The 24,142-nt window shown below is 69.8% G+C and carries 24 protein-coding genes and 1 tRNA gene; 7 read left to right on the forward strand and 18 right to left on the reverse strand.

Annotated elements, in window-relative coordinates; all coding sequences use genetic code 11:
• The first annotated feature begins 48 nt into the window (after positions 1-48).
• The 3 genes from V6M51_RS21375 to V6M51_RS21385 all read left to right on the forward strand — a co-directional run bounded on the left by V6M51_RS21375 (position 49) and on the right by V6M51_RS21385 (position 2,024).
• A complete protein-coding gene (locus tag V6M51_RS21375; protein ID WP_332770258.1) occupies positions 49-969 on the forward strand; it encodes a tetratricopeptide repeat protein in 921 nt (306 codons plus the stop codon).
• Positions 936-1,862 carry a hypothetical protein gene (locus V6M51_RS21380; RefSeq protein WP_332770259.1) on the forward strand — a complete coding sequence of 309 codons (927 nt, stop codon included), beginning with the start codon at positions 936-938 and terminating at the stop codon, positions 1,860-1,862. The genes V6M51_RS21375 and V6M51_RS21380 overlap by 34 nt, the downstream gene beginning before the upstream one ends.
• Positions 1,863-1,934: 72 nt before the next feature.
• A tRNA-Ser gene (locus V6M51_RS21385) sits at positions 1,935-2,024 on the forward strand.
• A 27-nt stretch (positions 2,025-2,051) separates the two neighbouring features.
• Here the strand turns inward: V6M51_RS21385 and V6M51_RS21390 are convergent.
• Positions 2,052-3,359 (reverse strand): dicarboxylate/amino acid:cation symporter, encoded by a 1,308-nt coding sequence (locus V6M51_RS21390; RefSeq protein ID WP_332770260.1) that lies wholly within the window; start codon positions 3,357-3,359, stop codon positions 2,052-2,054.
• 179 nt (positions 3,360-3,538) lie between these two features.
• Between V6M51_RS21390 and V6M51_RS21395 the strand changes: the two genes are divergently transcribed.
• A complete protein-coding gene (locus V6M51_RS21395) occupies positions 3,539-3,925 on the forward strand; it encodes a PRC-barrel domain-containing protein (protein ID WP_332770261.1) in 387 nt (128 codons plus the stop codon).
• 263 nt (positions 3,926-4,188) lie between these two features.
• Here the strand turns inward: V6M51_RS21395 and V6M51_RS21400 are convergent, their stop codons facing one another.
• Both V6M51_RS21400 and V6M51_RS21405 read right to left on the reverse strand, forming a co-directional pair.
• Positions 4,189-4,707 (reverse strand): SMI1/KNR4 family protein, encoded by a 519-nt coding sequence (locus V6M51_RS21400; protein WP_332770262.1) that lies wholly within the window; start codon positions 4,705-4,707, stop codon positions 4,189-4,191.
• A complete protein-coding gene (locus V6M51_RS21405; protein ID WP_332770263.1) occupies positions 4,704-5,630 on the reverse strand; it encodes a DNA/RNA non-specific endonuclease in 927 nt (308 codons plus the stop codon). The genes V6M51_RS21400 and V6M51_RS21405 overlap by 4 nt, the downstream gene beginning before the upstream one ends.
• Positions 5,631-5,790: 160 nt before the next feature.
• Between V6M51_RS21405 and V6M51_RS21410 the strand changes: the two genes are divergently transcribed.
• Positions 5,791-6,207 (forward strand): hypothetical protein, encoded by a 417-nt coding sequence (locus V6M51_RS21410; RefSeq protein WP_332770264.1) that lies wholly within the window; start codon positions 5,791-5,793, stop codon positions 6,205-6,207.
• Between the two features lie 38 nt (positions 6,208-6,245).
• Here V6M51_RS21410 and V6M51_RS21415 read toward each other — a convergent pair whose 3' ends face one another.
• From V6M51_RS21415 to V6M51_RS21440, 6 genes are read right to left on the reverse strand one after another with little or no spacing between them, the layout of a single operon-like run.
• Positions 6,246-7,283 carry an amidohydrolase family protein gene (locus V6M51_RS21415; RefSeq protein WP_332770265.1) on the reverse strand — a complete coding sequence of 346 codons (1,038 nt, stop codon included), beginning with the start codon at positions 7,281-7,283 and terminating at the stop codon, positions 6,246-6,248.
• Positions 7,280-8,515 (reverse strand): serine hydrolase domain-containing protein, encoded by a 1,236-nt coding sequence (locus V6M51_RS21420; RefSeq protein ID WP_332770266.1) that lies wholly within the window; start codon positions 8,513-8,515, stop codon positions 7,280-7,282. The genes V6M51_RS21415 and V6M51_RS21420 overlap by 4 nt, the downstream gene beginning before the upstream one ends.
• Positions 8,505-9,125 (reverse strand): 2-hydroxychromene-2-carboxylate isomerase, encoded by a 621-nt coding sequence (locus tag V6M51_RS21425; RefSeq protein WP_332770267.1) that lies wholly within the window; start codon positions 9,123-9,125, stop codon positions 8,505-8,507. The genes V6M51_RS21420 and V6M51_RS21425 overlap by 11 nt, the downstream gene beginning before the upstream one ends.
• Positions 9,122-9,823 (reverse strand): glutathione binding-like protein, encoded by a 702-nt coding sequence (locus V6M51_RS21430; RefSeq protein WP_332770268.1) that lies wholly within the window; start codon positions 9,821-9,823, stop codon positions 9,122-9,124. The genes V6M51_RS21425 and V6M51_RS21430 overlap by 4 nt, the downstream gene beginning before the upstream one ends.
• Positions 9,824-9,863: 40 nt before the next feature.
• Entirely contained in the window at positions 9,864-11,945 is a 2,082-nt protein-coding gene (locus tag V6M51_RS21435; protein WP_332770269.1) for a PQQ-dependent dehydrogenase, methanol/ethanol family, read from the reverse strand.
• 5 nt (positions 11,946-11,950) lie between these two features.
• Positions 11,951-13,246: an acyl-CoA dehydrogenase family protein gene (locus V6M51_RS21440; RefSeq protein WP_332770270.1), complete on the reverse strand. Its 1,296-nt coding sequence runs from the start codon at positions 13,244-13,246 to the stop codon at positions 11,951-11,953.
• Positions 13,247-13,404: 158 nt separating this feature from the next.
• Here V6M51_RS21440 and V6M51_RS21445 point away from each other — a divergent pair, with 158 nt between their 5' ends.
• Positions 13,405-14,373, forward strand: coding sequence for an aldo/keto reductase family protein (locus V6M51_RS21445; protein WP_332770271.1), 969 nt, complete (start codon positions 13,405-13,407; stop codon positions 14,371-14,373).
• Between the two features lie 5 nt (positions 14,374-14,378).
• Positions 14,379-14,891, forward strand: coding sequence for a nuclear transport factor 2 family protein (locus V6M51_RS21450; RefSeq protein WP_332770272.1), 513 nt, complete (start codon positions 14,379-14,381; stop codon positions 14,889-14,891).
• Here the strand turns inward: V6M51_RS21450 and V6M51_RS21455 are convergent.
• From V6M51_RS21455 to V6M51_RS21495, 9 genes are read right to left on the reverse strand one after another with little or no spacing between them, the layout of a single operon-like run.
• Positions 14,888-16,282, reverse strand: a complete 1,395-nt coding sequence (locus tag V6M51_RS21455) for an amidohydrolase family protein (protein ID WP_332770273.1) — start codon at positions 16,280-16,282, stop codon at positions 14,888-14,890. The genes V6M51_RS21450 and V6M51_RS21455 overlap by 4 nt on opposite strands.
• On the reverse strand, positions 16,279-17,532 hold the full coding sequence (locus V6M51_RS21460) for a CoA transferase (RefSeq protein ID WP_332770274.1): 1,254 nt from the start codon (positions 17,530-17,532) through the stop codon (positions 16,279-16,281). The genes V6M51_RS21455 and V6M51_RS21460 overlap by 4 nt, the downstream gene beginning before the upstream one ends.
• Positions 17,529-18,566, reverse strand: coding sequence for an enoyl-CoA hydratase/isomerase family protein (locus V6M51_RS21465; RefSeq protein ID WP_332770275.1), 1,038 nt, complete (start codon positions 18,564-18,566; stop codon positions 17,529-17,531). Before V6M51_RS21465 ends, V6M51_RS21460 begins: the two co-directional genes overlap by 4 nt.
• Entirely contained in the window at positions 18,550-20,064 is a 1,515-nt protein-coding gene (locus V6M51_RS21470; RefSeq protein WP_332770276.1) for a class I adenylate-forming enzyme family protein, read from the reverse strand. The genes V6M51_RS21465 and V6M51_RS21470 overlap by 17 nt, the downstream gene beginning before the upstream one ends.
• Before the next feature lie 6 nt (positions 20,065-20,070).
• Complete coding sequence (locus tag V6M51_RS21475) at positions 20,071-20,379, reverse strand: hypothetical protein (RefSeq protein WP_332770277.1); 309 nt, start codon at positions 20,377-20,379, stop codon at positions 20,071-20,073.
• Complete coding sequence (locus tag V6M51_RS21480) at positions 20,376-21,284, reverse strand: TIGR03619 family F420-dependent LLM class oxidoreductase (RefSeq protein ID WP_332770278.1); 909 nt, start codon at positions 21,282-21,284, stop codon at positions 20,376-20,378. Before V6M51_RS21480 ends, V6M51_RS21475 begins: the two co-directional genes overlap by 4 nt.
• Before the next feature lie 31 nt (positions 21,285-21,315).
• A complete protein-coding gene (locus V6M51_RS21485; RefSeq protein ID WP_332770279.1) occupies positions 21,316-21,720 on the reverse strand; it encodes a Zn-ribbon domain-containing OB-fold protein in 405 nt (134 codons plus the stop codon).
• Positions 21,720-22,922, reverse strand: coding sequence for a thiolase C-terminal domain-containing protein (locus V6M51_RS21490; protein ID WP_332770280.1), 1,203 nt, complete (start codon positions 22,920-22,922; stop codon positions 21,720-21,722). The genes V6M51_RS21485 and V6M51_RS21490 overlap by 1 nt, the downstream gene beginning before the upstream one ends.
• On the reverse strand, positions 22,922-24,142 hold the full coding sequence (locus V6M51_RS21495; RefSeq protein ID WP_332770281.1) for a CaiB/BaiF CoA transferase family protein: 1,221 nt from the start codon (positions 24,140-24,142) through the stop codon (positions 22,922-22,924). Before V6M51_RS21495 ends, V6M51_RS21490 begins: the two co-directional genes overlap by 1 nt.

A 24,142-nucleotide genomic window follows, 5' to 3' on the forward strand; every position in this document is an offset into this window, starting at 1 on the left:
GCCGGATTTCGTGGCAAGCTTGCCGAAAGTCCCTAGGGAGGACGCGACATGACGCGGTTTCGGAAGATCCTGTCAGCCGGCGTGGCGTTCAGCCTGGCGCTCGGCGGCGCGGCGTTCGCCGCGGGGGGCGGCGGTGGCGGCGGCGGCGGCATGGACATGCCCTCGGCCTCGGGCCCGACCTATGATCCGGCCGTCGAATACGCCAAGGGCGTCTCGGCCCTGAACGGCCAGAACTACAAGGACGCCGAGAAGGCCTTCAAGCGCGTGGTCGAGGCCGCGCCCACCAGCGCCGAGGCCTGGCGCCTGCTGGGCGTCGCCAACCTGGCGCAGAACGACTTCAAGGGCGCCAAGCGGGCCTATGAAAAGGCCGTGAAGCATGGGCCCGACGACATCGCCGCCCGCCAGGGCCTGGGACTATCGCTGGCAGGGCTGAAGGACGCCAAGGTCCAGGAACAGCTCGACTGGTTGAAGGCCAAGTCCGACGCCTGCGCCGGGACCTGCAGCGACGCCGCGGCGCTGAAGGCGGCGCTCACCGCCGTCGAGAGCGCCAAGGCCGCCGCGCCCAGCGCCGCCGTCCAGAAGCCCCTGCTGTTCGCCCAGGCCGGCGACCGCGCCTATCTGCAGGCGGTCGGACTGATCAACGAGAAGCGCTACGACGAGGCCCTGGCTTCCCTCGACCGGGCCCGCGAGGCCTTCGGCCCCCACCCCGACGTGCTCACCTACCAGGGCTATGCCTGGCGCAAGAAGGGGGCCTTCGACCGGGCCGAGACCTATTACCGCCAGGCCCTGGCCATCGCCCCCGAACATCGCGGCGCGACCGAGTACTATGGCGAGCTGAAGGTCGAACGTGGCGACATGGACGGCGCCAAGGTCATGCTGGCCCGGCTGGACCGGTCCTGCGCCTATGGTTGCGCCGAGGCCGAGGAGCTGCGCCGTTGGATCGACGCCGGCGGCGAACCCACGCACTAGCCGGGCTGGCCGCGGCCCTCGTGGCGAGCGCGGCTCCGGCTGCGGACGTTCCCCTGGCGGCCATGCGCTGGCTGGCCCTGGGCGCCGACCCCGTCGCCAAGCTTACCCAGGAGCCGACCGAGTGCCTGGCCCCGCCCGCCGATCCTGCCCTGGCGCGATCGGTGGAGGTCGGCCGCGCGGCCTTCCGCACCCCGCTGCTGCTGGGCGGCCAGGCGGCGCGAGCCGGGATCAGCTGCGAGAGCTGCCACCGGGCCGGGCGGGCCAATCCCGACTTCCGCTTCCCCGGCGTCTCCGGCGCGCCCGGCACCGCCGACGTCACCTCGTCCCTGTTCTCCTCCCATCGCGGCAATGGGGTGGACGATCCCAAGCCGATCCCCGACCTCTCTGGCCCGCGCGCCGCGCTGAAGGTCGCGCCAGGCAATGTCGCCCCCTTCGTCCGCGGCCTGATCGTCGAGGAGTTCGACGGACCCGAGCCCTCGCCTGCCGTGCTCCAGGGCCTGGCCGACTATGTCCGTGCGCTGGGACCGCAGGCCTGCCCCACGAGCGCGACCCGGCCGCTCTCCGCCCAGGACCTGATGGCCGACGTCCGCCGGGCGGCCGCTGCCGCACAGGCCGCCGAGGACACGAAGACCGCGATTTTCCTGGTCACCGCCACCCGCGCGCGCCTGTTCCTGCTGGACGAGCGCTACGCCCGTCTGGCCGCCGAGCAAGGCGCCCTGCGCCGCGCCGACCGGGAGCTGGCCGACATCGCCCAGGCCTTGCGCGAGGCTCGTCCCGACGCCCGGATGCAACTAGCCCGCTGGCAGGCGCGAACCCCGATCCTGGAGGCCCGCCTGCGCCGCGCCGAGCGCCGTTCCCTGCTGGATTCCAAAACCCTGGCCGCCGCGCTGTAACGCCGCTTGCCCGCGTGGCCGTCATGAGTATATTGCGCGCCTTCCGCTGGGGGCCAAGGCCACCCTCGGTGAGGTGAGGTGGCGGAGTGGTCGATCGCGCACGCTTGGAAAGCGTGTTTACGGGAAACCGTAACGAGGGTTCGAATCCCTCTCTCACCGCCATACGCCCCGACCGGCTTGTTCGCCGCTTCAGGGATCTCGTCGCATAGGGGGCTTCGGCGGGGCGGATGGGCTTATTCCCGTGGGGCCGGCGTCGGCGCGCGGCTCTCCGCGTGAAACGACCACCGCCACCACGAGGTCGCCCGTTACATTCAGCGCCGTGCGGCACATGTCCAACAGGCGATCCACGCCCAGGATTAGGCCTATCCCCTCCGGCGGCACGCCGACCATTCCGAGGATCATCGCCACAACGGGCAGCGAACCTGCCGGCACGCCGGCCGTACCGATCCCGCCCAAGATGCAGACCGCCATCACCATGACCTGCTGTCCAAGTGTCAGCTCCACGCCGAAGAACTGGGCCAGGAAGAGCACGGTCACCCCTTCGAACAGGGCGGTGCCGTTCTGGTTCGCCGTGGCGCCGATGGTCAAGACGAAACGCGAGATGTGGCGCGGCAGGCGCAGCCGCGTCTCGGCGACACGAAGGGCGGTCGGCAGCGTGGCGTTGCTGGACGCCGTCGAGAAGGCCACCAGGATCGCCTCGTGCGAACCCCGGAAGAACGCCACGGGCGACAATCGCCCGAATGTCCAGACGACCAGGGGATAGACGCCGAACAACTGCAGGCCCAGCGCCAGGACGACGACCGCCACATAGGCGCCCAGCCGCTCCAGCAGCTCCCAGCCGAAGAGCGCCGCCATATTGAACATCAGGCACGCGATGGCGATGGGCGCCAGGCGAATGACGAGGTTGATCAAGGTCATCACCACCTCGAAGAGCCCTTGGATCGAAGCTCTTAGGGTGGCCGCCGCGGGGCTGCGATCCTGCACCAGCACCAGCCCGATGCCGAACGCCAGCGCGAAGAACATGACCGAGAGGATTTCGTTCTCCGCAGCGGCCGCGACCACGTTGCTTGGAATGATGCTGACAAAGGCGGCCGATCCTTCCAGCGAGCTCGGCGCACGTTCGAGAATGGCGGCGGCGGATCCGGCCGCCCCGGTAAGCAGCCTCCCCGCCAGGGCTGGATCGACGCCCTCCCCGGGCCTCAGGAGGTTGACCGCGGCGAGGCCGATGCACACCGCGACGGCCGAGAGCGCCAAGGTGAAGGCCAAGGTGCGCCAGCCGGTCCGGCCTAGCGAGCCCAGGTCGCCCATCTCAGACACGCCCATGACCAGGGCTGCGAACAGCAGAGGAATCACCAGCATGAACAGCAGGCGCAGGAAGACTTGGCTTAGCGGTTGGGTGACGTAGGTGGTAAGCGCTGCGACCCACGCAGCGTCGGGGGCGGCGGTGGCGTTTACGACGAGCCCAGCGCCAAGGCCGATCAGGAACCCGATCAACATCTGAAGCTGCAAAGAAGGCCAGCGTATGCTCATCGCGGTCTCTCAACCCAGTGGTTGTCTCCCCAAACTAGCAGGGCTGCCCCGGCGAGGAACGGAAGGTGTCGCACGGCGTTGATTTTTCATTGCTGCATTGCTCTGCGGCGTCCTGACCCACGACGCACGGGCGGCCAGGAGGCGTGATGTCCAGCGCCAGGCACACACAAAAACCGACGCGTGGCGAGCGACCTGCGCATCCCGTCATCTCGGCGCACAGGGTGGAGGGCACGCCGGTCTTCAACCAGGACGGCGCACTGATCGGCAATATCAACGACCTGATGATCGAGAAGGTCAGCGGCCAGATTACCAGCGCGACAATGTCCTGCCGCGCCGTTTTGGGCGTGGGCGGCGGACGCTTCCCCATTCCCTGGTCGATGTTGACCTATGACACCCACTTCAAGGGCTATGTGGTCGACGAGCAGAAGCTGCACGATGCGCGGTCGCTCAAGGGCGATCACGGCCAGGAGAGCGATCTGCCCTGGCGCGACGACGTCTACGGATACTGGGACACCCTGCGGTATTGGAAATGATCCCGCGCGGTCGCGACTCGACGGTCCGCTTTGTCGACTCGTCGCCCAACTCTTGTCGGGCGAACGCTCGCGAGGCAGCTCTGGGACCTCGCCGCTGGCGGACAGTTGCGAAGCCGAGCGGCACCCCAAACTCCGTCGAGGCCCGCCTAGGGAGCCCGCACATCGGTCTCGCGACCGACAGACGGCGGCTCCTGTTGACCAGGCCCCGCGTCGTCCGACGCCCGCGCATCACGGCTCAATCGATGATCGTCCGCCGCCAGCGCTCAAGCGTGGGGTTGGAACAGCCGGTCGCAGGGTAACAAGTCGTCAGGGAACTCCTTGGGCAGGATGTCGCCGGTCGCGAGGCCCGCGAGAAAATCGGTGAGATCGCAATCGAACGCCTCGAATTGGCCAAGGCCCCGATCCCAGACGACGACACCCCAGTCCGTCGGCGCGCCCCGCGCAAGCCAGAAAAGGTAGTCGCCATTGTCGGTCGCCCCGAACGGTATGAGCCCGCCCGGATGCGGCCACCACGGATAAGGCCATTCCTCGTCAAGGGTGAGGAATCCCGCACAGGCAATCCGGACATTGGACTCGAGCCGCATGTTGGGATTCGGAGACCTCGGAATATCGACTCCGAGGAATTCCATGAAGTAGCCGCTTCCGTAGAGTCGAACGAAGTCCTTGTAGTCCTGGGGCAGTGAGGTGCCGAGTTCGGCCTCGACCGCCTCCCAGGGCCCGGTGAAGGCATCGGACGGCAAAGCTGGCGGTGGGACCGCCTTCAGGAGCGTCTCTATGGTCATCGGCGACGCCCCGCGGGATTCTGGATGATGCGGGCCGCGGGCGTGCCGCGGGACCCATACGCCGTCAGCAGGACAGCCGATGGCGGCAGCACCCCGGGGCCGTAGAGCGGCATGACAGAATACTCGAAGACCTCGCCCGCACGGACTCGACGCGCCACCGCGCCCTCGAAACTGCTCATCTGCGGCGTGTTGGCTCCCTTGTGTGTCATCGTCACGATATTTCGCACGTCAGTACCCGAGCCCCCGAATTGGCGCGCGAGAAGGTGGGCCCGGGCCTCGTTATAGCGCCTACCGTGGCCCTGCCAGCCCGGTGGCGTTCCCCGTGCCTTTGTGCCGGCGCCGAGCATGTCAGCCGTGAGGGTTCCGTTCACGCCCGTCGCTTGTCCGTTGGCGTTGACCTCACTGTATCTAACCTTGTCTCGAACCACGGGCGCCGGAGCGGGGGCGCCGCGGAAGGGCGGCGGCACGCCGCGCGCCGGAGCGCCGCGGGCCGCAACCCCGAGCAATGCGCCGTCAGCCATCCCTCCTCCCACAAGGGCTCTGTCACGCGTCGCCGGCGATGCGCCCGCCAGCGTGGCGAGGCCGTAGGCGACGCTCCCGAATGGATGGTCAGCGATGAACGACGCGCGCTCGATGGCGCGCCGCTGCCCAGCCCGTTCGGCCGGCGAAAACCGAGAATCGTCGGCCGGAACCAGGACGTTGGCACGTCCATTGTCGACTTCCCTGTATCTTTGACCGCCGATCGTGACGGTGGGGTCGAGGCGAGAAGCCTGATTGAGGATGTCGAGACGACCTCCGAGGGGCGAGAAAAGAGCCGATTCGGCGAGTTTCCTCTTGAGCTCCTCCCTCTCAACCATTGCGGCCCATGACTTCGCGTCTTGATCCGGAACAGAACGCGGCTCTCCCCGTGGCATCTGCGCCATCAAACACCCTTCGCTTCGTGATCTTTGGTCCGCGAGCGGCCAGCCGCGATGTCCCCACGCTTGGGACACTCGCACAAGCTTGGCCTTAGACCAAGAACAAAACAGGAACATTTGCATCGCAACCGCCGCCGGCGCTAGAGACCACCGTGAGGAGCTGCGCATGGCCGACGCCGATGACGACCACGACGAACACGACGAGGATGGCGGCGGGTTCGACGTCGACGACTGGACGCGGCTGAAGGCTTTCGCCGGCGCCGTGGCGACGCTTGAGGACGTCCAGGCGCGTCGGGCGGTCTTCGCGCTCGGTGACACCACGGGTCCCACCCCGCTCGACATGGAGCTGCCGCAGCCGCTGATCTGGTGGGACGAGGACGGCGAGCAGGCGGCCGTGGCGGTGCAGGCCGAGGCGCATGTCGGCCCCGACGGCGAGACCATGGAGGTGCTCGGCCTCATCCTTCCGGATGGCGGCTCGGCGGTAGCCCTGCTGGACGATGTCGATCTGGTGGACGACACCGATCCGACCTGGCGGGCGCTGGTCGCCGGCGCGCTGGATGGAGCCGAGGCCGACGACGCCTGAAATCGCGCGCGCGGGCAAGGCCGCGGGCCCGCCCAGCCTCACAGCTCCAGGCGATAGATCCGCGCGGCGGTCCCGGAGAACAGGGCGGTCTTCTCGTCAGCCGAACAGCCCCTGGCCAGCACCTTGAAGGCGTTCCAGAGCACGTCGTAGTCGCAGCTGCCGATGTCGACGGGGAAGTTGCTCTCGAACATGCAGCGCTCGGCGCCGAAGGCCTCGATGCAGGTCTCGATATAGGGCTTCCATTCCGCCGCCAGGGCCTCCGACGAGGCCGGCGGGTCGGACATGAAGGAGGCGAAGCCCGGGAACACCATGGCCAGTCCGCCCAGCTTCATCGCCACATTGGGCAGGGCCGCGAGCGCCAGGATGTTCTCCCGCCAGATCGGGAAGCGTTCCTCCCGCCGGCCGGCATAGCTGGCGATGCCCAGCGGGGTGCCGACGTGGTCGAGAACGATCTGGGTTTCGGGGAAGGCCTTGGCCAGGTCGAGCAGGTCGGAAAGCTGCGGCTCCAGCATCCAGGCGTCGAACGAGAGCCCGAGCGGGCTAAGCTGGGCGAACCCCTCGCGGAACTTCGGCGACAGGTAGAGCCCGCCGCCCTGCCGGGCGAGCGGTCCCAGCACGTCCTTGTCCGGGTCGGACGAGGCGCTCTGGCGAATGCCGCGGAACCGGCCGCCGCCGGCCGCGATGTGGGCCTGCAGCACCTCGGCGACCGCCCCGCCGAGATTGCAGTCGGCGTGACCGACGATGCCGGCGCAGGCCAGGACCTCGCCATAGAGGCCGCTGGCCGACATGGCCGCCACCCCGTTCACGAACTCGGTCTCGCCCACGGGCCGCATCGCCGCCGGACCCCGGCTCCGGTACATGGAGCCGCACTCCATGTAGACGGTGGCGATGATGTTGTGGCCGGACTTCATGTCGGCCAGCAGCTCGTCCAGCAGGTAGCGCGGGACCCGGCGGATCACATGCTCGAAGCCGTGCTTGGGCGGCGGCAGGGCGGCGGCCAGGGCCGGCGGCCGGTCCCACAGGTGATGGTGCGGATCGACGATCGGCAGGTCGGGCTCGAGGATGGCTTCGTTCACGCCGCGGCCTCCTGCAGGATGGCGTCGGCCATCAGGGTCTGGGTCATCGCCTGCAATGGCGGGGCGGTCTCGCTCAGCAGCTGGACCATGCCGACGAAGATCAGGTCATTCGCCGGATCGACCCAGAACCAGGTTCCGGCCGCCCCGTCCCAATGATAGGTCCCTAGGCCCACCGGTATGCCGGCCGCCTCGGGATCGGTGAACACCACACCGTTGAAGCCGTAGCCGAAGCCGGGCCGGATCTGCTGCTTTCCGACACCCCAGCCCTGGGCCAGCATCTCGTCCGAGAGCTGGTTGGTCATCATCAGCTTGACGCCCTCGACGCTGAGAATCCGCCGTCCGGCGAACGCGCCGCCGTCCAGCAGCATCTGGGCGAACCGGGCATAGTCGCCCACCGTGGAGATCAGCCCGCCGCCACCGGAGGCCAGGGCCGGCGGCGCCTCGTGATCGGGCAGCAGCGGATTGCCGGCCAGGGCGACCAGGCCCCGGCTCACGCTGGAGCGATAGAGCGTCGCCAATCGCGGCTTCTTTTCCGGCGGGGTGTGGAAGGCCGTGTCGACCATGCCCAGGGGTTCGAAGATCCTCTCCCGCATGAAGTCGGGCAGGCTCTGGCCGCTCAGCCGCTCGATGATCGCCCCCTGGACGTCCATGGCGAGGCTGTAGATCCATTTCGTCCCGGGCTGGTAGGCCAGCGGCAGCCCGCCCAGCTTGGCCGCCATCTCCGCCAGGTCGGTGGAGCGCCAGACGTCGGCGGCCTCGTACAAGGTCTCCAGCCCGTCCATCGGCACGCGGCCGTAGATCAGGCCGGCGGTATGGGTCAGCAATTCGCGCAGGGTCGGGGCGTGGTCGGGATCGTGCAGGGTGACCGCGCCGGTCGCGTCCATCCCGCCGAACACCTTCACATTGGCGAACTCCGGCAGATGCTTGGCGATGGGATCGTCCGGCGACCACAGGCCCTGGTCGTGCAGGATCATCATGGCCACGGCCGTCACCGGCTTGGTCATGGAGAAGATGCGGAACATGGTGTCGGCCGCCATGGGCTCGCCCGTGGCCAGGTCCTTCTTCCCGAGCGTGCTGATGCGCGCGACCTTGCCGTTGCGGGCGGTCAAGGTGACGAGACCGGCCAGCACCCCCTTGTCGACCAGGCCCTGCAGATAGGCGTCGATGGCCGCCAGGCCGGCGGGGGCCAGGGCGACCTGCGCCGGGGTGGCTGGGGAAAGGTCACGCGTCATGGGTCTGCGCCTTGCGAGCCAGCACCGCGGCCGCGATGAGCGGCAGGCGGTCGTTTCCGAAATACATGTCGTCCTTGCCGACGAAGATGGTCGGCGACCCGAAACCGCCGCGGGCCATCACCTCTTCGGTGTTCAGGCGCAGCTGATCCTTGATCTCCGGGGTGGCGATCCCCGCCAGGAAGGCCTGGGCGTCGACGCCCACCGCTTCGCAGATCTCCGCCAGCACCGCGTCCTGCGAGATGTCGAGATTGTCGCCCCAATAGGCCTCGAACACCTTGGTGGCGAAGGGCACGAGCTTGCCCTGCGGCGCCAGCCAGATGCAGCCGCGCATGGCCTTGACGCTGTTCACCGGGAAGACCTTGGGCGGGAAGGTGATGGCGATCCCGGAATGGCGCGCCCAGTCCCTCAGGTCCTTGCCCATGTAGCGGGCCTTGGCCGGCACCGGCGTGGCCCGCTGTTCGTACACGGACGGATTGACCGTGTTGAAGATGCCGCCCACCAGGATGGGCCGCCAGGTCACCTCGACCTCCAGCTCCTTGGCGAGCGGCTGCAGGTTGTGGAAGGCCAGATAGGTCCAGGGGCTGGAGCAGTCGAAAAAGCACTCGATCATGTGGCGGCCCTCTCGCTGGCGATCCCGAACAGGTTCTTCTTGGTCTCGGCGTCCATCTCGCCAGGGCGCGCCATCCTGCCTACCGCCGTGCCGGCCACCACGCCCGGCCGCGCCCGCACCGTGGCGAACCACCGCTTCACGTTCGGATAGTCGTCCAAGGTGAAGCCCTGCGCCTTGTGGGTGATGATCCAGGGGAAGCAGGCCATGTCGGCTATGGTGTACTCATCGCCCGCCACATAGGCCCCGGTCCGCCCGAGCTGGCCATCCAGCACGCCGTAGAGGCGCGCCGCCTCGCGCTCATAGCGGTCGATGGCGTAGGGGATCTTCTCCGGCGCATAGAGCTTGAAGTGGCCGTTCTGGCCCAGCATCGGCCCCAGGCCGCCCATCTGCCACATCACCCATTGGATCGCCGCGCTGCGGCCGCGCAGGTCGGCGGGCAGGAACCGCCCGGTCTTCTCGGCCAGATAGATCAGGATCGCCCCGGTCTCGAAGACGCTCACCGGCGGACCGCCGCCCGGCGGATCCCGGTCGATGATCGCCGGGATGCGGTTGTTGGGGCTGATGGCCAGGAAGTCCGGCGCGAACTGCTCGCCGCGCCCCAGGTTCACTGGATGGACCTCGTACGGCAGGCCGCACTCCTCCAGCATGATGGAGATCTTCCAGCCGTTTGGCGTGGCGGCGTAATAGAGATCGATCAAGCGTGTCCTCCCGGGCCTCTGGTCGGGCCTTGAGGACAGACTACTTGGCTCTCCCCGCCGCGCCAGCCTCCGTGCGCAATCCGGCTGCCGAGCGTGACGCCCAGTCGGCGACATAGGCGCGGATGGCGCGGCTGTCGTCCGGCGTGAGCACGTCGGCGAAGCTGGCCATGCCGCCCTCCTTGTAGGCGCCGCCCAGCACGATGTCGTCGAAGGCCTCATAGGTCTCTGGCGACATGCGCCGCAGGTCCGGCAACACGCTGCGTTCCCCGAACAGGCCGTGACAGCCGCCGCAATAGCGCTGGTAGCGGGCCTTGCCGGTGGCGACCAGGTCCGCAGGTTGCGCGCCCACGCCGGCCAGGAAGGGCTGGTCCTCCACGACCGGCGCCACGGACACCTCGCCCCCGTCCAGCTTGAGCACGATCAGGCGGCCAGCGTTGTCGCGGGGCGGCGGCGCCCCGGCCGGGTCCGGCGCGGTCCTCACCCCATGCCAGCCTGCCGCGATTGCGATGTACTGGACGCCGTCCACGGCATAGCTCACCGGCGGCGCCACCATGCCCGTACCGACAAATATCCGCCGCAGCAGCTTGCCGCTGGCCGTGTCGCGGAACTCGATCCAGCCGTCCTGGGTCCCCTGCACGACCAGGTCGCCGGCGGTGGTCAGGACGCCGCCGCTCATCAGGGTTGGCTGCGGCGCGGTCCAGCGGGGCTTGCGGGCCACGGGGTCCCAGCCGATCAGCACGCCGGTGGTGGCTTTGCGCACGTCGTCCTTGGTCAGGGTCGCGAGATCGGCGCCCTCATAGAACCAGGTGAGGGTCTCGGCGCCCCAGACCCAGCCCAGGTCGCGAGCCGGGATATAGACCAGACCGGTCTTGGGATTGAACGCCATCGGCTGCCAGTTGTGGGCGCCATAGGCGCTGGGGAAGACCAGGCGGGCCTCCCTTGAGTAGTCCCCGGCCGGCGTCGCGGCCGGACGGCCGGTCTTCAGGTCCACATGGCTCGCCCAATTGACCCGGGCATACTTGTCGGCGGCCAGCAGTTCGCCCGTCTTGCGGTCGAGGACGTAGAAGAAGCCGTTCTTCGGCGCCTGCATCAGCACCTGGCGCTTGCGCCCGCCGATCGTGAGGTCGGTGAGCACCATGTTCTGGGTGGCGGTGAAGTCCCAGTTGTCGCCGGGCGTGGTTTGATAGTGCCACGCCAGCCGCCCGGTGTCGGGGTTCACCGCCAGGATGCTGGAGACATAGAGCTGGTCGCCGCCGCCCGGATTGCGGACCTTCTGGTTATAGGGACCCGCGTTGCCCACCCCGACATAGAGCAGGTTGAGCTGGGGATCGTAGGAGAAGGAATCCCACACCGTGCCGCCGCCGCCGATCGACCAGTCGCGGTTGGGATCCCAGGTCTTGGCGGCGGCCGCTAGCTCCGGGTGCTCGAAGGGCTTCCTCGGGTCGCCGGGGACGGTGAAGAAGCGCCAGGCGAGCTTGCCGGTCTCGGCGTCATAGGCCGAGAAGAAGCCCCGCGCCCCGTAGTCGCCGCCGCCATTGCCGATCACCACCTTGCCCTTCACCACCCGCGGCGCGCCGGTGATGGTGTAGGGCTTGGCGCCGCCGGTGGTGTCCGCCGACCAGACGGGCTCGCCGGTCTTGGCGTCCAGCGCGATCAGCCGGCCGTCGAAGGCGCCGACATAGACCTTGCCCTTCCAGAAGGCGACGCCGCGGTTCACCGCCTTGCAGCAGCCGGTGCGCAGCAGTTCCTTGCGGACCTGCGGATCGTAGGCCCAGAGCCGCTTGCCGGTAGCCGCGTCGAAGGCGAACACCCGGCTCCAGGTCGAGGTGACATAGAGCGTCCCGTCGACCACCAACGGGGTGGCCTCGACCCCGAAGCCGCGGCTCTCCAGGCTCTGCTCCCAGGCCAGGCCCAGGCGGTCCACATTGGCGCCCGTGATCTGGTCCAGCGGCGAGTAGCGATCCTCGGCATAGGTGCGGCCGTTGGTGAGCCAGTCGCCCGGACTGTCGGCGGCCGCGGCGAGCCGGGCGGCGTCCACCTCTCGCCCGCCGGGCTTCGAGCAGCCGACGAGCGCCAGCGCCGCCAGGCCCGCGATCAGCCAGATTCGGCCTGGAGCCGCCATGGCCGTCAGGCGACCTCGGCGGCCACCAGCTCCTCGAGTTCGGGATACATCTCCTGGGCCCGCTCCGTCGCCGAGAGCAGGTTGTAGGCCGGGAACAGGTCGTTGGTCGGGCGGTAGTTGCGCAGCACCTGCTTGGCGACGGTGACCTTGTGGACCTCGGTCGGACCGTCGGCGAGGCCCATGATGAACGAGACCGCGATCTGGTTCATGAACGGCATCTCGGTGGAGATCCCCAGCGAGCCGTGGATCTGCAGGGCGCGCGAGGCGATGTCGTGCAGCACCTTGGGCATGGCCACCTTCACCGCGGCGATGTCCTTGCGGACCTTGCGGTAGTCTTGGTGCTTGTCGATCAGCCAGGCGGTGCGCAGCACCAGCAGGCGGAACTGCTCCAGCTCGATCCAGCTGTCGGCGATCTTCTCCTGGACCATCTGCTTTTCGGAAAGACGCGAGCCGGCGGTGGTCCGCGACAGGGCGCGCTCGCACATCATGTCCAGCGCCTTGCGAGCCTCGCCGATGGTGCGCATGGCGTGGTGGATGCGCCCGCCGCCGAGCCGCGTCTGGGCCACGCCGAAGCCGTCGCCGCGATCACCCAGCAGGTGGTCCAGCGGCACCCGCACATCGGTGTAGCGCACATAGGCGTGGGCCGGCTCGCGCTCGCCCTGGAAGCCAACATTGCGCAGGATCTCGATCCCCGGGGTCTCGGACGGCACGATGAACATCGACATGCGCGCGTGCGGCGGCGCGTCGGGGTCGGTCACCGCCAGGACGATCAGGAAGTCGGCCCAGCGGGCGTTGGACGAGAACCACTTCTCGCCGTTGATCACCCACTGGTCGCCGTCCAGCGTCGCGCGGGTGGTGAAGACCAGGGGATCGGCCCCGCCCTGCGGCTCGGTCATCGAGAAGCAGGAGACGATTTCGTTGTTCAGCAGCGGCTGCAGGTAGCGCGCCTTCTGCGCCGCCGTGCCGAAGTGGGCGAGGATCTCGGCGTTGCCCGTGTCGGGCGCCTGGCAGCCGAACACCACGGGGGCGAAGTCGCTGCGGCCCAGGATTTCGTTCAACAGGGCGAGCTTCACCTGGCCGTAGCCGGGCCCGCCCAGTTCCGGACCCAGGTGGCAGGCCCACAGGCCCTGGGCCTTCACCTTGGCCTGCAGGGGCCGAACAAGGCGGATATTGTTGGGGTTCTTGACGTCGTAGACCGCCCCCAGGAGATGGTCGAGCGGCTCGACCTCCTCGCGCACGAAGGCCTCGGCCCAGTCCAGCTTCGCCTGAAAGTCCGCGTCGGTCTCGAAGTCCCAAGCCATATCGTTTCGTCCCTTGCTGAGCGCGCGGCGATCGCACGCGGCCGCTTGAACGCAGCCATTTGTACATTATGATCATTACGATGAATTACCCGGGACCTGTCAATACGCCAGGCGCCGGGCCGGCGTCATGACCGGCGAAAACGGGGAGAAGAAACCGCATGCGCTATCGCCAATTGGGCTCCAGCGACCTCATGGTGTCGGAAATCTCGCTGGGAACCTGGCTCAGCTTCGGCGAAGGCGAGGCCCGGGCGCGTCACATCGCCTGCCTGCACCGGGCGCTGGAGCTCGGGGTCAACCTGATCGACACCGCCAATGTCTATGGCTTCGGCGAGTCCGAGCGGCTGGTGGGCGAAGCCCTGGCCGGACGGCCGCGGGACTCCTATCTCCTGGCCACCAAGCTCTGGGGGCCGATGGCCGATGGCGACCGAGGCCTGTCACGGGCTCAGGTGTTCAAGCAGATCGACGGCTCGCTCCAGCGGCTGCGCACCGATCACGTCGATCTCTACCAGTGCCATCGCTACGACGACGAGACGCCCCTGGAGGAGACCATGGAGGCCCTCAGCGAGGTCGTTCGCCAGGGCAAGGTCCGCTATCTCGGCTTCAGCGAGTGGCCCGCCGACAGGATCGCGGAGGCCCAGGCCATGGTCGGGACCGAACGCTTCGTCTCCAGCCAGCCCCAGTATTCCCTGCTCTGGCGCCAGCCGGAGGCGGAGGTCTTCCCGCTCTGCCGCGCGCAGGGGATCGGCCAGCTCATCTGGTCGCCCCTGGCTCAGGGGGTGCTGACCGGCAAGTACGCCCCCGACGCCGGCCCGCCCGGCGGCCTGCGCGGCGCCAGCGTCGAGATGAGCAAATACACCCGCCACTGGTTCAAGCCGGCGGTTCTCCAGGCCGTCCAGCGCCTGAAGCCCTTGGCCGCCGAGGCCGGGCTGACGCTGGGCCAGTTCGCCATCGCCTGGACGCTCGCCAACGACCAGGTGAGTTCGGCCATCATCGGCGCCTCGCGGCCCGACCAGGTCGACGAGAATGTGGCGGCCTCGGAACGGAGCGTGGATCCGGCCCTGTTCGCCGAGGCCGAGCAGATCCTGGGCGCCGCCTTGGCCGCCGCCGCGGCCAAGGCGACCGCCTGACCGTCATGACCCTCGAGGACCTGGCCAGCCGCGCCGAGATCGCCGAGGTGGCGGCCCGCTATTGCCGCGCCTTCGACCGCTGCGACGAAGCCCTGCTGGCCAGCTGTTTCCACCCCGACGCCACCCACGAGCACGGCGCCTTCAAGGGCCTCTCCCGCGACTTCTGCGCCCTGGGCCTGGCGGCGGTGCGGCAGGTGGTCCTGACCCACCACCAGCTCGGCCAGGTCTCCATCGAGCTCGACGGCGAGCGGGCCTGGGTGGAGAGCTATTTCACCTCCTATCACCGGTTCGGCGCAGAGCCGCCGCCCGGCGGCGCGCCGCGCGAGGACCGCATCATGGGCGGGCGCTACGTGGACCGTTTCGAGCGCCGCGACGGCGTCTGGCGCATCGCCCACCGCCAGGGGGTGAACGAGTGGCTTCGCTACGAGCCGGCCAGCGATCGAGGCTTCTTCGACCGGCCGGCGAGCGAACGCGGCCGGCGCGACCGCGGCGACCCGGTCTACCGGCGGGATTGCTAGGCCCGGTGAATGACCTCGCCACCGACCAGGGTGGCGGCGACCCATGAGGCGTCCGGAGCCGCCAGCGCCACATCCAGAGGACAGCGCAGCAGGCAGAGATCGGCCGCCGCCCCGACTTCCACGCGGCGGCGGTCGCCGCCGGGATCGGCGAAGTCGCCCAGGAACATATTCAGCGCCGCGCGCGGGGCGACGCGTTCGTCGGACCCCAGGAGCCGGCCGCTCGGGGTGGTCCGATTGATCGCCGCGGACATGGCCGCCCAAGGGTCGGCGGCGGCGTAGGGGGCGTCGCTGCTTCCGGCCACCTTGATCCCGGCGCGCATCAGGCTGGCGCAGGGATAGAGGGCGGCGAGATCGGTAGGGTCCACCTCGGCCAGGTAGCGGTCGCCGCGCTCGGCCACGAAACCCGGCTGGGTGACGACGGTGAGGCCCAGCCTGGCGATCTCCCGCGCCGCGTCCGGATGGATGATCCCGCCGTGCTCGATGCGGTCGCCCGGCTCGGCGCCCGCCAGCCCGAAGGCGGCCAGGGCGAAGGCCAGTTCCCCGGCGGCGACGCAATGGATCGCGACCTTGCGCCCCCAGTCGCGGGCCCGGGCGATGGTCGCGCAGACGGCGTCCAGATCCGGCAGGCGGTCGTCGTCGAGCAGCACCTTCACCGGTCCGACCTGGAAGGCGCCGTCGGCCGGGGCCTCCAGGAACCCGCCGCCCATCAGCATCAGCCGCTGACGCCACTCGCCCGCCGCGATGGCGCGGGCGAAGACGTCGGCCTGGGCCGGGTCGTTGGTGACGCTGGCCTCGGTCACGCCGGTCACCCCACGCCGGGCGAGGGCGGCGCTGACCCCGGCCAGGGACGGCGGGCTCTGGGCCAGCCGCCCGCGAAGCCAGTCGTCACCGCGCCAGATGCGCCCGGTCGGCTCGCCCTGATCATCCCGCTCGACACACGGCGGCGTCGCGCCATCGGCGACCTCATCCAGCGCCGCGGAGTTCAGGATCCACAGCCCCCCCGTGCGATGCTGGATGCGCACGGGACGGTCGGCGACCATGATATCCAGAGAGGCCCGGTCCAGCGGCTCGCCGCCGGCCTCGTGATAGCCGACGCCGCGCAGCCACGCGCCTGGCGACAGCTCGCCCGCCTTGGCCCGCAGGGCCCGGCCGATCCCCTCGATGGAGGTCTGACCATCCAGCTCGACGGAGGCCGCCTGGGCCGCCAGGCCGAACAGATGAATGTGGTGGTCGATCAGGCCGGGCAGCAGCGCCCCGCCCCGGCCGTCGAGGTCGGGCTCCTGGCCGGAGAGCCCCGATCCGATCTCGACGATCCGCCCACCGGCCACGCGAACGTCGACACCCGGTCGGTCCTCGACCTCGACACCGCGGATCAGCAGGTCGCCGCTCATGCGAACTCAGCCAGGATCGCGGCCGTGTGGGCGCCCATGATCGGGGCCGACCCGCGCTCCGGCCGCGCTTGAGGCGGGGCGAGCGGTGTGTCGTTCCAGCGCCAGGTTCCCTCGCCGCCGACGACTTCGCCCAGCTCAGCCTCGGCGACCGGGTCGGCGGCGGCCACGAAGGCGGCGGCTTCGCGCAGGGCCACGTCGACCAGCAAGCCGCCGCCCGCCGCCAGGGCCTGGAGCGCGCCCGTCGCGGCGCTCACCCCGGCGATCGGGTCGGCCAGGGCGTCACCGACGAACATCGGCCGCCCCGAACCGTCCCAGACGACCAGACCGGCGGCGGCGGCGGCGTCGTCTCCGAACCCCACCCGATTGCGCCAGGGGCCGGTGCGGCCATAGGCGGTGAGGTTGACCCAGACCAGGGCGGGATTGGCCGCGAAGGCCGCCTCCAGGTCGACGCCGAGCTGTTCCAGGGCGCGGGGGCGGCTGCTCTCGATGACCAGGTCGGCGCGGGCGATCAGCCGGGCGAGTTGGCCGCGGCCCTCCCTCGTCGCGAAATCCAGCACCACGGACTCGTGGCCCGCGTGCAGGCGGTCGAAGAAGGCGCGCGGACCATGGCGCGCCGCGTCGGGACGCCCAGCGCTCTCCACCTTCACCATCCGCGCCCCGGCCAGGCCCAGCAGCTGACCGCAGAGCGGTCCCGCCCACAGGGAGGACAGGTCGATGACAAGAGGATGATGCACGGCCTCCCCGCGCCCCGGCGCCAGCCGGACGACACGGCCGCCGAGGATGTCGCCGCGCGCCTGCTGCTGGATGTCACCCCGGCCGCCGACAACGGCGGCGGGAATGGCCAACTCCTGCCCGGCCTCGGCCAGCTCGGCGGCCGACCGGCGCCGCGCCGCGCGCTCCAGCGCCGCCCAGGGCTCGTCGCCCAGGCCGCAACCTATCCAGGCGGGGACCGCCTCCAGGTCGTCGGCACGGGCCAGGTTCACGACCAGCCAGCCGTCGGCGGTCTCGATCAGGCGCGCGGTTCCATTGGCGGACGTCCGACCCCGACGCGTCAGGCCGAGCTCCGCGGCTCGCTCGCCGAACAACCTCATGTCGATCTCGACCCCAGCGGTCCGCGCCGCCGCGAGCAGGGCCTCGAGCCGTCGGGCATGGTCGCGGCGCGGCAGGGCGGGCGTCGCGTCCCCTGTGAGCAGGGCCAGGCCCGAACGCGCCCATCGCGCCGAGGCGGGCGCCAGGTGCGCCACGCTCATCGGACCGGCTCCAGCCGATCGATCAGCCCCCAGGCCAGGGCCTCGCGGGCGTCGATGTCGAAACCGCTCAGGCCCATGAAACAGGTCCGGTGGCGGCCGATCCGGCGCGGCAGGCTCGCCGTGCCCCCGGCCCCCGGGATCAGGCCCATCCCGACTTCAGGCAGCCGGAACAGGGCCCCGGGATCGGCCACCAGGCTGGCCGCCGCCGCGGCGATCTCGATCCCGCCGCCGATGGCCGCGCCCTGGACGAACACCGTCAGTCTCTCGCCCAGCTCGTCGGCCAGCCGCACCGGCGAACGCTGGGTGCGGATGATGTGGGCCAGGGCCAGGTCGGCGGCCTGGCCGAACTCGTCCAGGTCGCCCCCGGCGCTGAAGGTGGGGCCCTCGCCCCGGAGTTCGACCCGGGCTACGGACGGATCGAGGCGGGCCAGCCGCAGGGCCTGGGTCAGCTCGTCGCGCAGCCGCGCACCGACGGCGTTGCGCGCCTCAGGCCGCGCCAGGGTGATGACCAGGGCGTCGTCGCGCCGCTCCAGGCGCACCTGGGGCGTGTCGGAAACCGGCCGCTGTCGGACCGGACGGCCCGCCCGCCAAGTGCGGAAATCCGCCCCGCCCAGCAGGGCGGAATAGGCCAGGGACTCCAGGGTCAGCGCCCCCTCGAAATCGAGCTGGTCGCCCAGTCGCAGCACGGTGGCGAAGACCGCCGCGGCGGCGGGATTGCCCTGGACGGTTCCGCGCAGGGCCGACAGCACGCTCTCCACGCCACGATCCCCGACCGACACCCAGGGTCGCGGTGGCTGCACGGCAGTTGTCAACACAATGTCAAAGATGTCCGCGACGCCGTCCGGGGTCCGGCCGGCCTCGTCGACGCCCACCAGGATCGGCGCCCCGGCGCGCAAGGAGGCCGCAGACTGGCGTAGGCGCCCACTATCCTCCACGGACACCACGACCAGGGGTTCGCCGCTCAGGGCCGACAGGGCCTCGCCGCCTTCGGGGTCGAGGGCGGCGGCGAGGATCGCGTCAGCTGGCGGCCGCATCCTCATGATCCTTCGCCGAGACGATCTGCTCCTTCAGAACGCGGCGGAGCAGCTTGCCGGTCTCGTTATAGGGCAGCTCGGCGCGGAACAGGATATCGGCGGGCACCTTGGTGGAGCGCAGCCGGCCGCGGACCCAGGCCTTCAGCTCGTCGGAATTGTCCGGCGTGCGCGACACCACCACGGCCGCCACCCGCTCGCCCCACTCGTCGTCGGGAACACCCAGCACCGCCACGTCGGCCACGGAGGGATGGGCGCGCAGGGCGTCCTCGACTTCCCCGGGGGAGATGTTCTCGCCGCCGCGCACGATGACGTCGTCCAGCCGGCCCTCGATGAACAGATAACCGGCCTCGTCCAGCCAGCCGCTGTCCTTGGTGGGGAACCAGCCGTCGTCGCGGATCAGCTTGCGGCCTAGATATTCGCCGGAGATCTGCTCGCCCCGAACCCAGACCTCGCCGCTCTCGCCCAGCGGCACGGGCTCGCCGGCCGGACCGCGGATCTCCAGCTCCAGCCCCGGCAGAGGCCGACCGACCGACCCCAGGCGGCGGCGCACGGCCGGGTCGTCAGACGTGCGGGCCGCGCGATGGTCGTCTGGCCGCAGCACCGAGATGGTCGAGCTGGTCTCGGTCAGCCCATACGCGTTGACGAAGTTCACATGCGGCAGCCGGTTGAGCGCGCGCTCGATCACATTGGGCGGCATGCGCCCGCCGCCATAGGACAGCGAATGCAGGTGCGGCAGGCTCTCGCCCCGCGCCTCCAGCACGTCGAGGACGCGACCCAGCATGGTCGGCACGACCATGGCGTGGGTGATCTTCTCGGTGACGGCGGCCTCGACCCAGGCCTCCGGCGTGAAAGCCGGCAGGTGGACGATGCGCCGGCCGCCATAGACGCCGGTGAGCACCGCGGAGACGCCGGCGATATGATAGGGTGGGACGCTGACCAGGGCGGCCTCGCCCTCCTCGGCGTCGGCAAACTCCACGGTGGAGATCACGTAGGAAGCCAGGTGCCGGTGGCGCAGGACCGCGGCCTTCGGCTCGCCGGTCGTGCCGCTGGTGAACAGCAGGACGGCGATGTCGGGCTCGACCTCGGGAAGCTCGTGCTCGCGGCCAGCGTCGGCCAGGGCCGCCGCCTCGAACCGGCTGCAGGGGATGATCTCGACCCCAGGCACGCCTTCGACCCGGCTCAACATGTCGTCGTCCACCACCGCCACTGCGGGCGCGGTCCTCGCGAGCAGGCGGCGCAGGTCCTCGTCGGGCAGCCGGTAGTTGAGCGGCGCGAACGGCCGGCCCAGCAGGCCGCTGGCGAAGATCGTCAGGGGGACCGCGGTGGAGTTCAGCCCGATGAAGACCACGTTGCCGGCCGGCCGGCGGGCGAGTTCGGCCGCCGCGGCGCGGGCTCGCGCCCAGAGTTCGGCATAGCTGACCGGAGCCGTCGCCAGGCCCATGGCGGGACGGTCGGCCAAGGCCTCGGCGGCCATTTCAAGGAGGAGCGCTGTGTGCATCTGCCGTCAGTCCGAGGACGGCAGTTTCTTGGCGTCCTTGACGACCATCGGCCGGCCGTCGACCGAGAGCGCGCCCTCGCCCGCCTTGGCGCAGAGCGCCTCAAGCCCGGTCTCGGCGTCGATATAGCGCTTGCCCAGCAGGCTGCCGCCGGCATGGTCCGGGGCGACTGCGGCGCCTTGTGGAGGCTCGTCGGCGGGCCCCAGCATCGGGACCCCGCCACAGGCCAGCACGACCTCGGCGTTCGGCGGGCGCACGACCACCGCCTCGGCGGCGCAGACGGCGCTCTTCCAGCGAGAGCCAGGTTTCAGGTTCATGCTCCGACGGCCTCCAACTGCGGCGTGACGCCAAGGTCGCGCGCGACCCGCTCCAGGCCGGCGATCTTTTCCTCGAGGCTGAGTTCGTCGGTGTTCGGCCAGACGTTCGGACCCCAAAGCACGATATTGTCAAAGCCCTCGCGCAGGAACCCGCCAACGTCGTCGGGGTCGGCGGAGTGGGGACGGACATAGTATTCGAACGGCCGCCCAGCGGTCCCCCGGGCCTGGCGTTCGCGCTCGATGACCGCGCGCAGTTCCAGGGCCTCCTCCAGCGACACCATGGCCGAATTGATCCAGGCGTCGGCCACCTCGGCCACGCGGCGCAGGGCCGGGCCGGTGTTGCCGCCGCAGACCAGCGGCACCTTCACCGCGTGGGGCGAGATCTGCAGGGACTCGAAGGCGAAATGCTTGCCCGAATGGGCGAAGAAGCCGCCGGCCCAGGCCTTCTTCAGGATCTCGATGGTCTCGTCCAGCCGCGCCCCGCGCTCGTTGAACGGCACGCCGATGGCGTCGAACTCCTCCTTCAGCCAGCCCGCCCCGGTCCCCAGCAGGAACCGGCCGCCGGAGATGTCGTGGGCGGTCACGGTGTGGCGCGCCAGGATCAGCGGATTGTTCATCGGCACGATGCAGATCGCCGTGCCGATCTTCAGGCGCTTGGTCGCCCCGGCCACGGCCCCCAGCAGGAACCAGGGGTCGTAGATTCGCACGTCGGGCGCGATGATCTTGGATTCGCTGGCGGAGCCCTCCTTGGTCGGGTGGTGGCTGCCGTAGTTCTCCGGGATCACGTAGTGCTCGCCGAACCACAGCCCCTCGAAGCCCAGCCGGTCGGCATGGACCGCGAGGTTCATCATGTCCTGCGGCGAATAGTTGTAGGTGGTGATCCCGACGGTGGGTCTGCGGCTCACGATTGTCTCACTCCCCGATTTTCCTGTTTTGTCACGCAGCCGGCCGCCACTGAGGCAGGGTCGGGCCATTCGGAAGCGCCTGGAACCAGACCTCCATCGGCATGTCGGCCACCAGCGGCGGCGCCCCGTCCATATGGCCGATCAGACGTACCTCCGGCGCGTCGTCCAACTCCACCACCACCAGGGTGTAGGGCGCGGGAAAGGCCGGGTGGATCTGGTGGGTGACCGTGGTCCAGGCGTGTAGCTTGCCGGTACCCTCGGCGTCGCGCCAAGCGGTGTCCCAGGCGCCGCAATAGGGACAGTGGGCGGTCGGTGGGTGCAGGGCGTGGTCGCAGGCGTTGCAGGCCCGGAAGACCAGCCGGCCCTCCGCCGCGGCCTCGAAGAATTCGTGGGTTTCTCGGTCGGTGACGTTCGGGAATAGAGGATGAATGGTCATCATGACGCCTTTCGAAAGACGGCGCTTGAACCGACCGGCAGAGGTCCGCCAGTGACCAAGCAGGTTTCCGCCCCCGCGATCTGCATGTCGGCCTCGCCGCGCAGTTGCCGCACGGCCTGGACGATGTGGTTCATGCCGTGGACATAGCCCTCCGACAGGTGGCCGCCGCCGGTGTTGATCGGCAGGCTCCCATCTCGGCGGATCGCCCCGCTGGCCGCGAAGGGCCCGCCCTCCCCCTTGGCGCAGAAGCCGTAGGCCTCGAGCTGCAGGATGACGCTGATGGTGAAGCAGTCGTAGAGCTGGGCGATGTCGATCTCGGACGGGCCGAGCCCTGCCCGCTTCCAGAGGGTCTCGCCGGCCCGGCGTCCTCCGAGGTCGGTCATGTCCTGCCGCGTCACCACCGGGAACATCATCCCGGCCCGCCGGTCGGGCGGCGCGCCGCCCGCGACGCCGGAGATCAGCACCGGCGGCTTGCGAAGGTCGCGGGCCCGCTCGGCGGAGGTGATCACCACCGCGCAGGCGCCGTCGGATTCCAGGCAGAAGTCGTAGAGCCGCAGGGGCGTGGAGATCATCCGCGCCGACAGGTACTCGTCCATGGTCAGCGGCTTGGACTGCATCTGAGCATGCGGCGTCAGGTTGGCGTGCTCGCGGCAGGCCAGGGCCACCGCGCCCAGCTGCTCGGCCGTGGTGCCGTATTCCAGCATGTGGCGCTGGGCCATGAGGGCGAAGGTCTGCCCGGCGCTCAGCAGGCCGTAGGGCAGGTAGTATTCGTCATAGGTGCCGAAGCCGCCGACCGTCTCGGCGCCCACCCTCTGGCCCGAGCCGCCCAGGCGGGCCTCGGAGCGTCCGTTGAGCGAACGGAAGGCGATCACCGTCTTGGCCTGGCCCGACAGGATGGCGCCGATGGCCAGGCCCATCATCATGCAGGGCGCGACCCCGCCCGGCCCGGTGTCGCCCCAGTAGCTGAGATTGTTCACCCCGAGCGCCGCCGCGAGACTGTAGGGCGTGACCGTGTCGACATCGGCCCGGACGATGCCGTCCACGTCGTCGACGGTCAGGCCGGCGTCCTCCAGGGCCTTGAGCGCGGCCTCGGTGGCGAGCGACAGGACACTGCGGCCGGAGTCCCGCGCGAAGGCGGTCTGGCCGATCCCGACGACGGCGCACTTGTCGCGTCCGAGGAAGGCGGTCTCGTCGTCCAGCATCAGGCGTGCTCCGTGGTCTTGGTCGCGAACTCGGCCAGCACGGCCTCGGTGTCGGCCCCCAGCTTCGGCGCCGCCGTGCGCGTCACCTCGCCGAAGGTCGAGAAGCGATAGGCCGCGCCGGGATAGGGGACGGTTCCGACGCCCTCGTGCTCGACGTCGACGAAGAAGCCGCGGGCGATCAGGTGCTCGTCGGCGAACAGGTCCTCAGGCGCGTTCAGCACCCCGATCGGCAGGCCGTTAGCCTGGCCTTCCTTGTACATTTCGTCCGATCCGTGGACGAGGAAGAAGCACTCCACCAGTTCCTGGATCTGGTCGAAATTGGCCTGCCGATAGGCGACGTCGGAGAAGGCCGGCTCGGTGAGCTGGGCGGCCATGCCGTGGCCGTCCATCCAGCGCACCAGGGCCTCCCAGGACTTGGGCTCAGCGACGATCAGCACGAAATAGACGAAGCGGTCGTCGGCGCAGCGGAACAGCGCCGGCTGGGTCGGCGAGGGCTGGGCGTGACGGCAGGTCTGCCGCTTCACCTGGACCTTGGGATAGAACCAGTAGGGATTGGCCAGCTCGACATTGACCGCGCAAGCCTCGTGCATGGAGACGTCGAGCAGCTGGCCGAAGCCCGTCTTCTGCCGCTCCAGCAGGGCCAGCATCACCGCGATGTGGGCGAAGCTGGCGGCGGAATGGTAGCCCTGGTTGCCGCCCGGCCGGATCGGCGGGATCGAGTGGTCGTCATAGCCGCAACTGTTCAGCGGCCCGCCGGCGGCGAGCGCCACCAGGTCGCTGGACTTGTAATCGGCCCAGGGCCCGGTCAGGCCGAAGGCGGTCACCGACAGCACGATCAATTTCGGGAAGATCCGCGTCAGGGCCTCGAGGTCGAGGCCGACCGCCCTCAAGGCCGCGGGCTGAAGGGTGCAGATGAAGATGTCGGCGCGGCCCAGCAGGGCCATTAGCGGAGCGGTCCCGTCCGGTCCGCCCAGGTCGACGGTCACGCTGGCCTTGTTGGAATTGTAGAACCAGAAATTGAGGCTGGCGTCCGGCCTGGTCTGGCCCTTAGCGAAGGGGCCGACGGCGCGGGACGGCGCGCCCTGCGGCGGCTCGACCTTGATCACCCGCGCACCCATCTCGGCCAGCAGCCGGCCGACATATTCGCCGGCGGGATCCTCGGCCAGTTCGATCACCTTCAGGCCGGTCAGGGGGTGCGGCAGTCCGGATTGCGGCTGCAT

The organism is Phenylobacterium sp. (genome assembly GCF_036677185.1).
Taxonomy (GTDB): Bacteria; Pseudomonadota; Alphaproteobacteria; order Caulobacterales; family Caulobacteraceae; genus Phenylobacterium.

What these genes read in the sequence shown, in the direction of transcription:
- V6M51_RS21490 (WP_332770280.1), bottom strand. Translation starts at nt 22,922, where the DNA reads ATGCTGGACGACGAGACCGCCTTCCTCGGACGCGACAAGTGCGCCGTC.
- V6M51_RS21440 (WP_332770270.1), bottom strand. Translation starts at nt 13,246, where the DNA reads ATGGCTTGGGACTTCGAGACCGACGCGGACTTTCAGGCGAAGCTGGAC.
- V6M51_RS21435 (WP_332770269.1), bottom strand. Translation starts at nt 11,945, where the DNA reads ATGGCGGCTCCAGGCCGAATCTGGCTGATCGCGGGCCTGGCGGCGCTG.
- V6M51_RS21375 (WP_332770258.1), top strand. Translation starts at nt 49, where the DNA reads ATGACGCGGTTTCGGAAGATCCTGTCAGCCGGCGTGGCGTTCAGCCTG.
- V6M51_RS21410 (WP_332770264.1), top strand. Translation starts at nt 5,791, where the DNA reads ATGGCCGACGCCGATGACGACCACGACGAACACGACGAGGATGGCGGC.
- V6M51_RS21395 (WP_332770261.1), top strand. Translation starts at nt 3,539, where the DNA reads ATGTCCAGCGCCAGGCACACACAAAAACCGACGCGTGGCGAGCGACCT.
- V6M51_RS21400 (WP_332770262.1), bottom strand. Translation starts at nt 4,707, where the DNA reads ATGACCATAGAGACGCTCCTGAAGGCGGTCCCACCGCCAGCTTTGCCG.
- V6M51_RS21445 (WP_332770271.1), top strand. Translation starts at nt 13,405, where the DNA reads ATGCGCTATCGCCAATTGGGCTCCAGCGACCTCATGGTGTCGGAAATC.
- V6M51_RS21495 (WP_332770281.1), bottom strand. Translation starts at nt 24,142, where the DNA reads ATGCAGCCGCAATCCGGACTGCCGCACCCCCTGACCGGCCTGAAGGTG.
- V6M51_RS21485 (WP_332770279.1), bottom strand. Translation starts at nt 21,720, where the DNA reads ATGACCATTCATCCTCTATTCCCGAACGTCACCGACCGAGAAACCCAC.
- V6M51_RS21405 (WP_332770263.1), bottom strand. Translation starts at nt 5,630, where the DNA reads ATGGCGCAGATGCCACGGGGAGAGCCGCGTTCTGTTCCGGATCAAGAC.
- V6M51_RS21475 (WP_332770277.1), bottom strand. Translation starts at nt 20,379, where the DNA reads ATGAACCTGAAACCTGGCTCTCGCTGGAAGAGCGCCGTCTGCGCCGCC.
- V6M51_RS21390 (WP_332770260.1), bottom strand. Translation starts at nt 3,359, where the DNA reads ATGTTGATCGGGTTCCTGATCGGCCTTGGCGCTGGGCTCGTCGTAAAC.
- V6M51_RS21465 (WP_332770275.1), bottom strand. Translation starts at nt 18,566, where the DNA reads ATGCGGCCGCCAGCTGACGCGATCCTCGCCGCCGCCCTCGACCCCGAA.
- V6M51_RS21420 (WP_332770266.1), bottom strand. Translation starts at nt 8,515, where the DNA reads ATGACGCGTGACCTTTCCCCAGCCACCCCGGCGCAGGTCGCCCTGGCC.
- V6M51_RS21425 (WP_332770267.1), bottom strand. Translation starts at nt 9,125, where the DNA reads ATGATCGAGTGCTTTTTCGACTGCTCCAGCCCCTGGACCTATCTGGCC.
- V6M51_RS21460 (WP_332770274.1), bottom strand. Translation starts at nt 17,532, where the DNA reads ATGAGCGTGGCGCACCTGGCGCCCGCCTCGGCGCGATGGGCGCGTTCG.
- V6M51_RS21450 (WP_332770272.1), top strand. Translation starts at nt 14,379, where the DNA reads ATGACCCTCGAGGACCTGGCCAGCCGCGCCGAGATCGCCGAGGTGGCG.
- V6M51_RS21455 (WP_332770273.1), bottom strand. Translation starts at nt 16,282, where the DNA reads ATGAGCGGCGACCTGCTGATCCGCGGTGTCGAGGTCGAGGACCGACCG.
- V6M51_RS21470 (WP_332770276.1), bottom strand. Translation starts at nt 20,064, where the DNA reads ATGCACACAGCGCTCCTCCTTGAAATGGCCGCCGAGGCCTTGGCCGAC.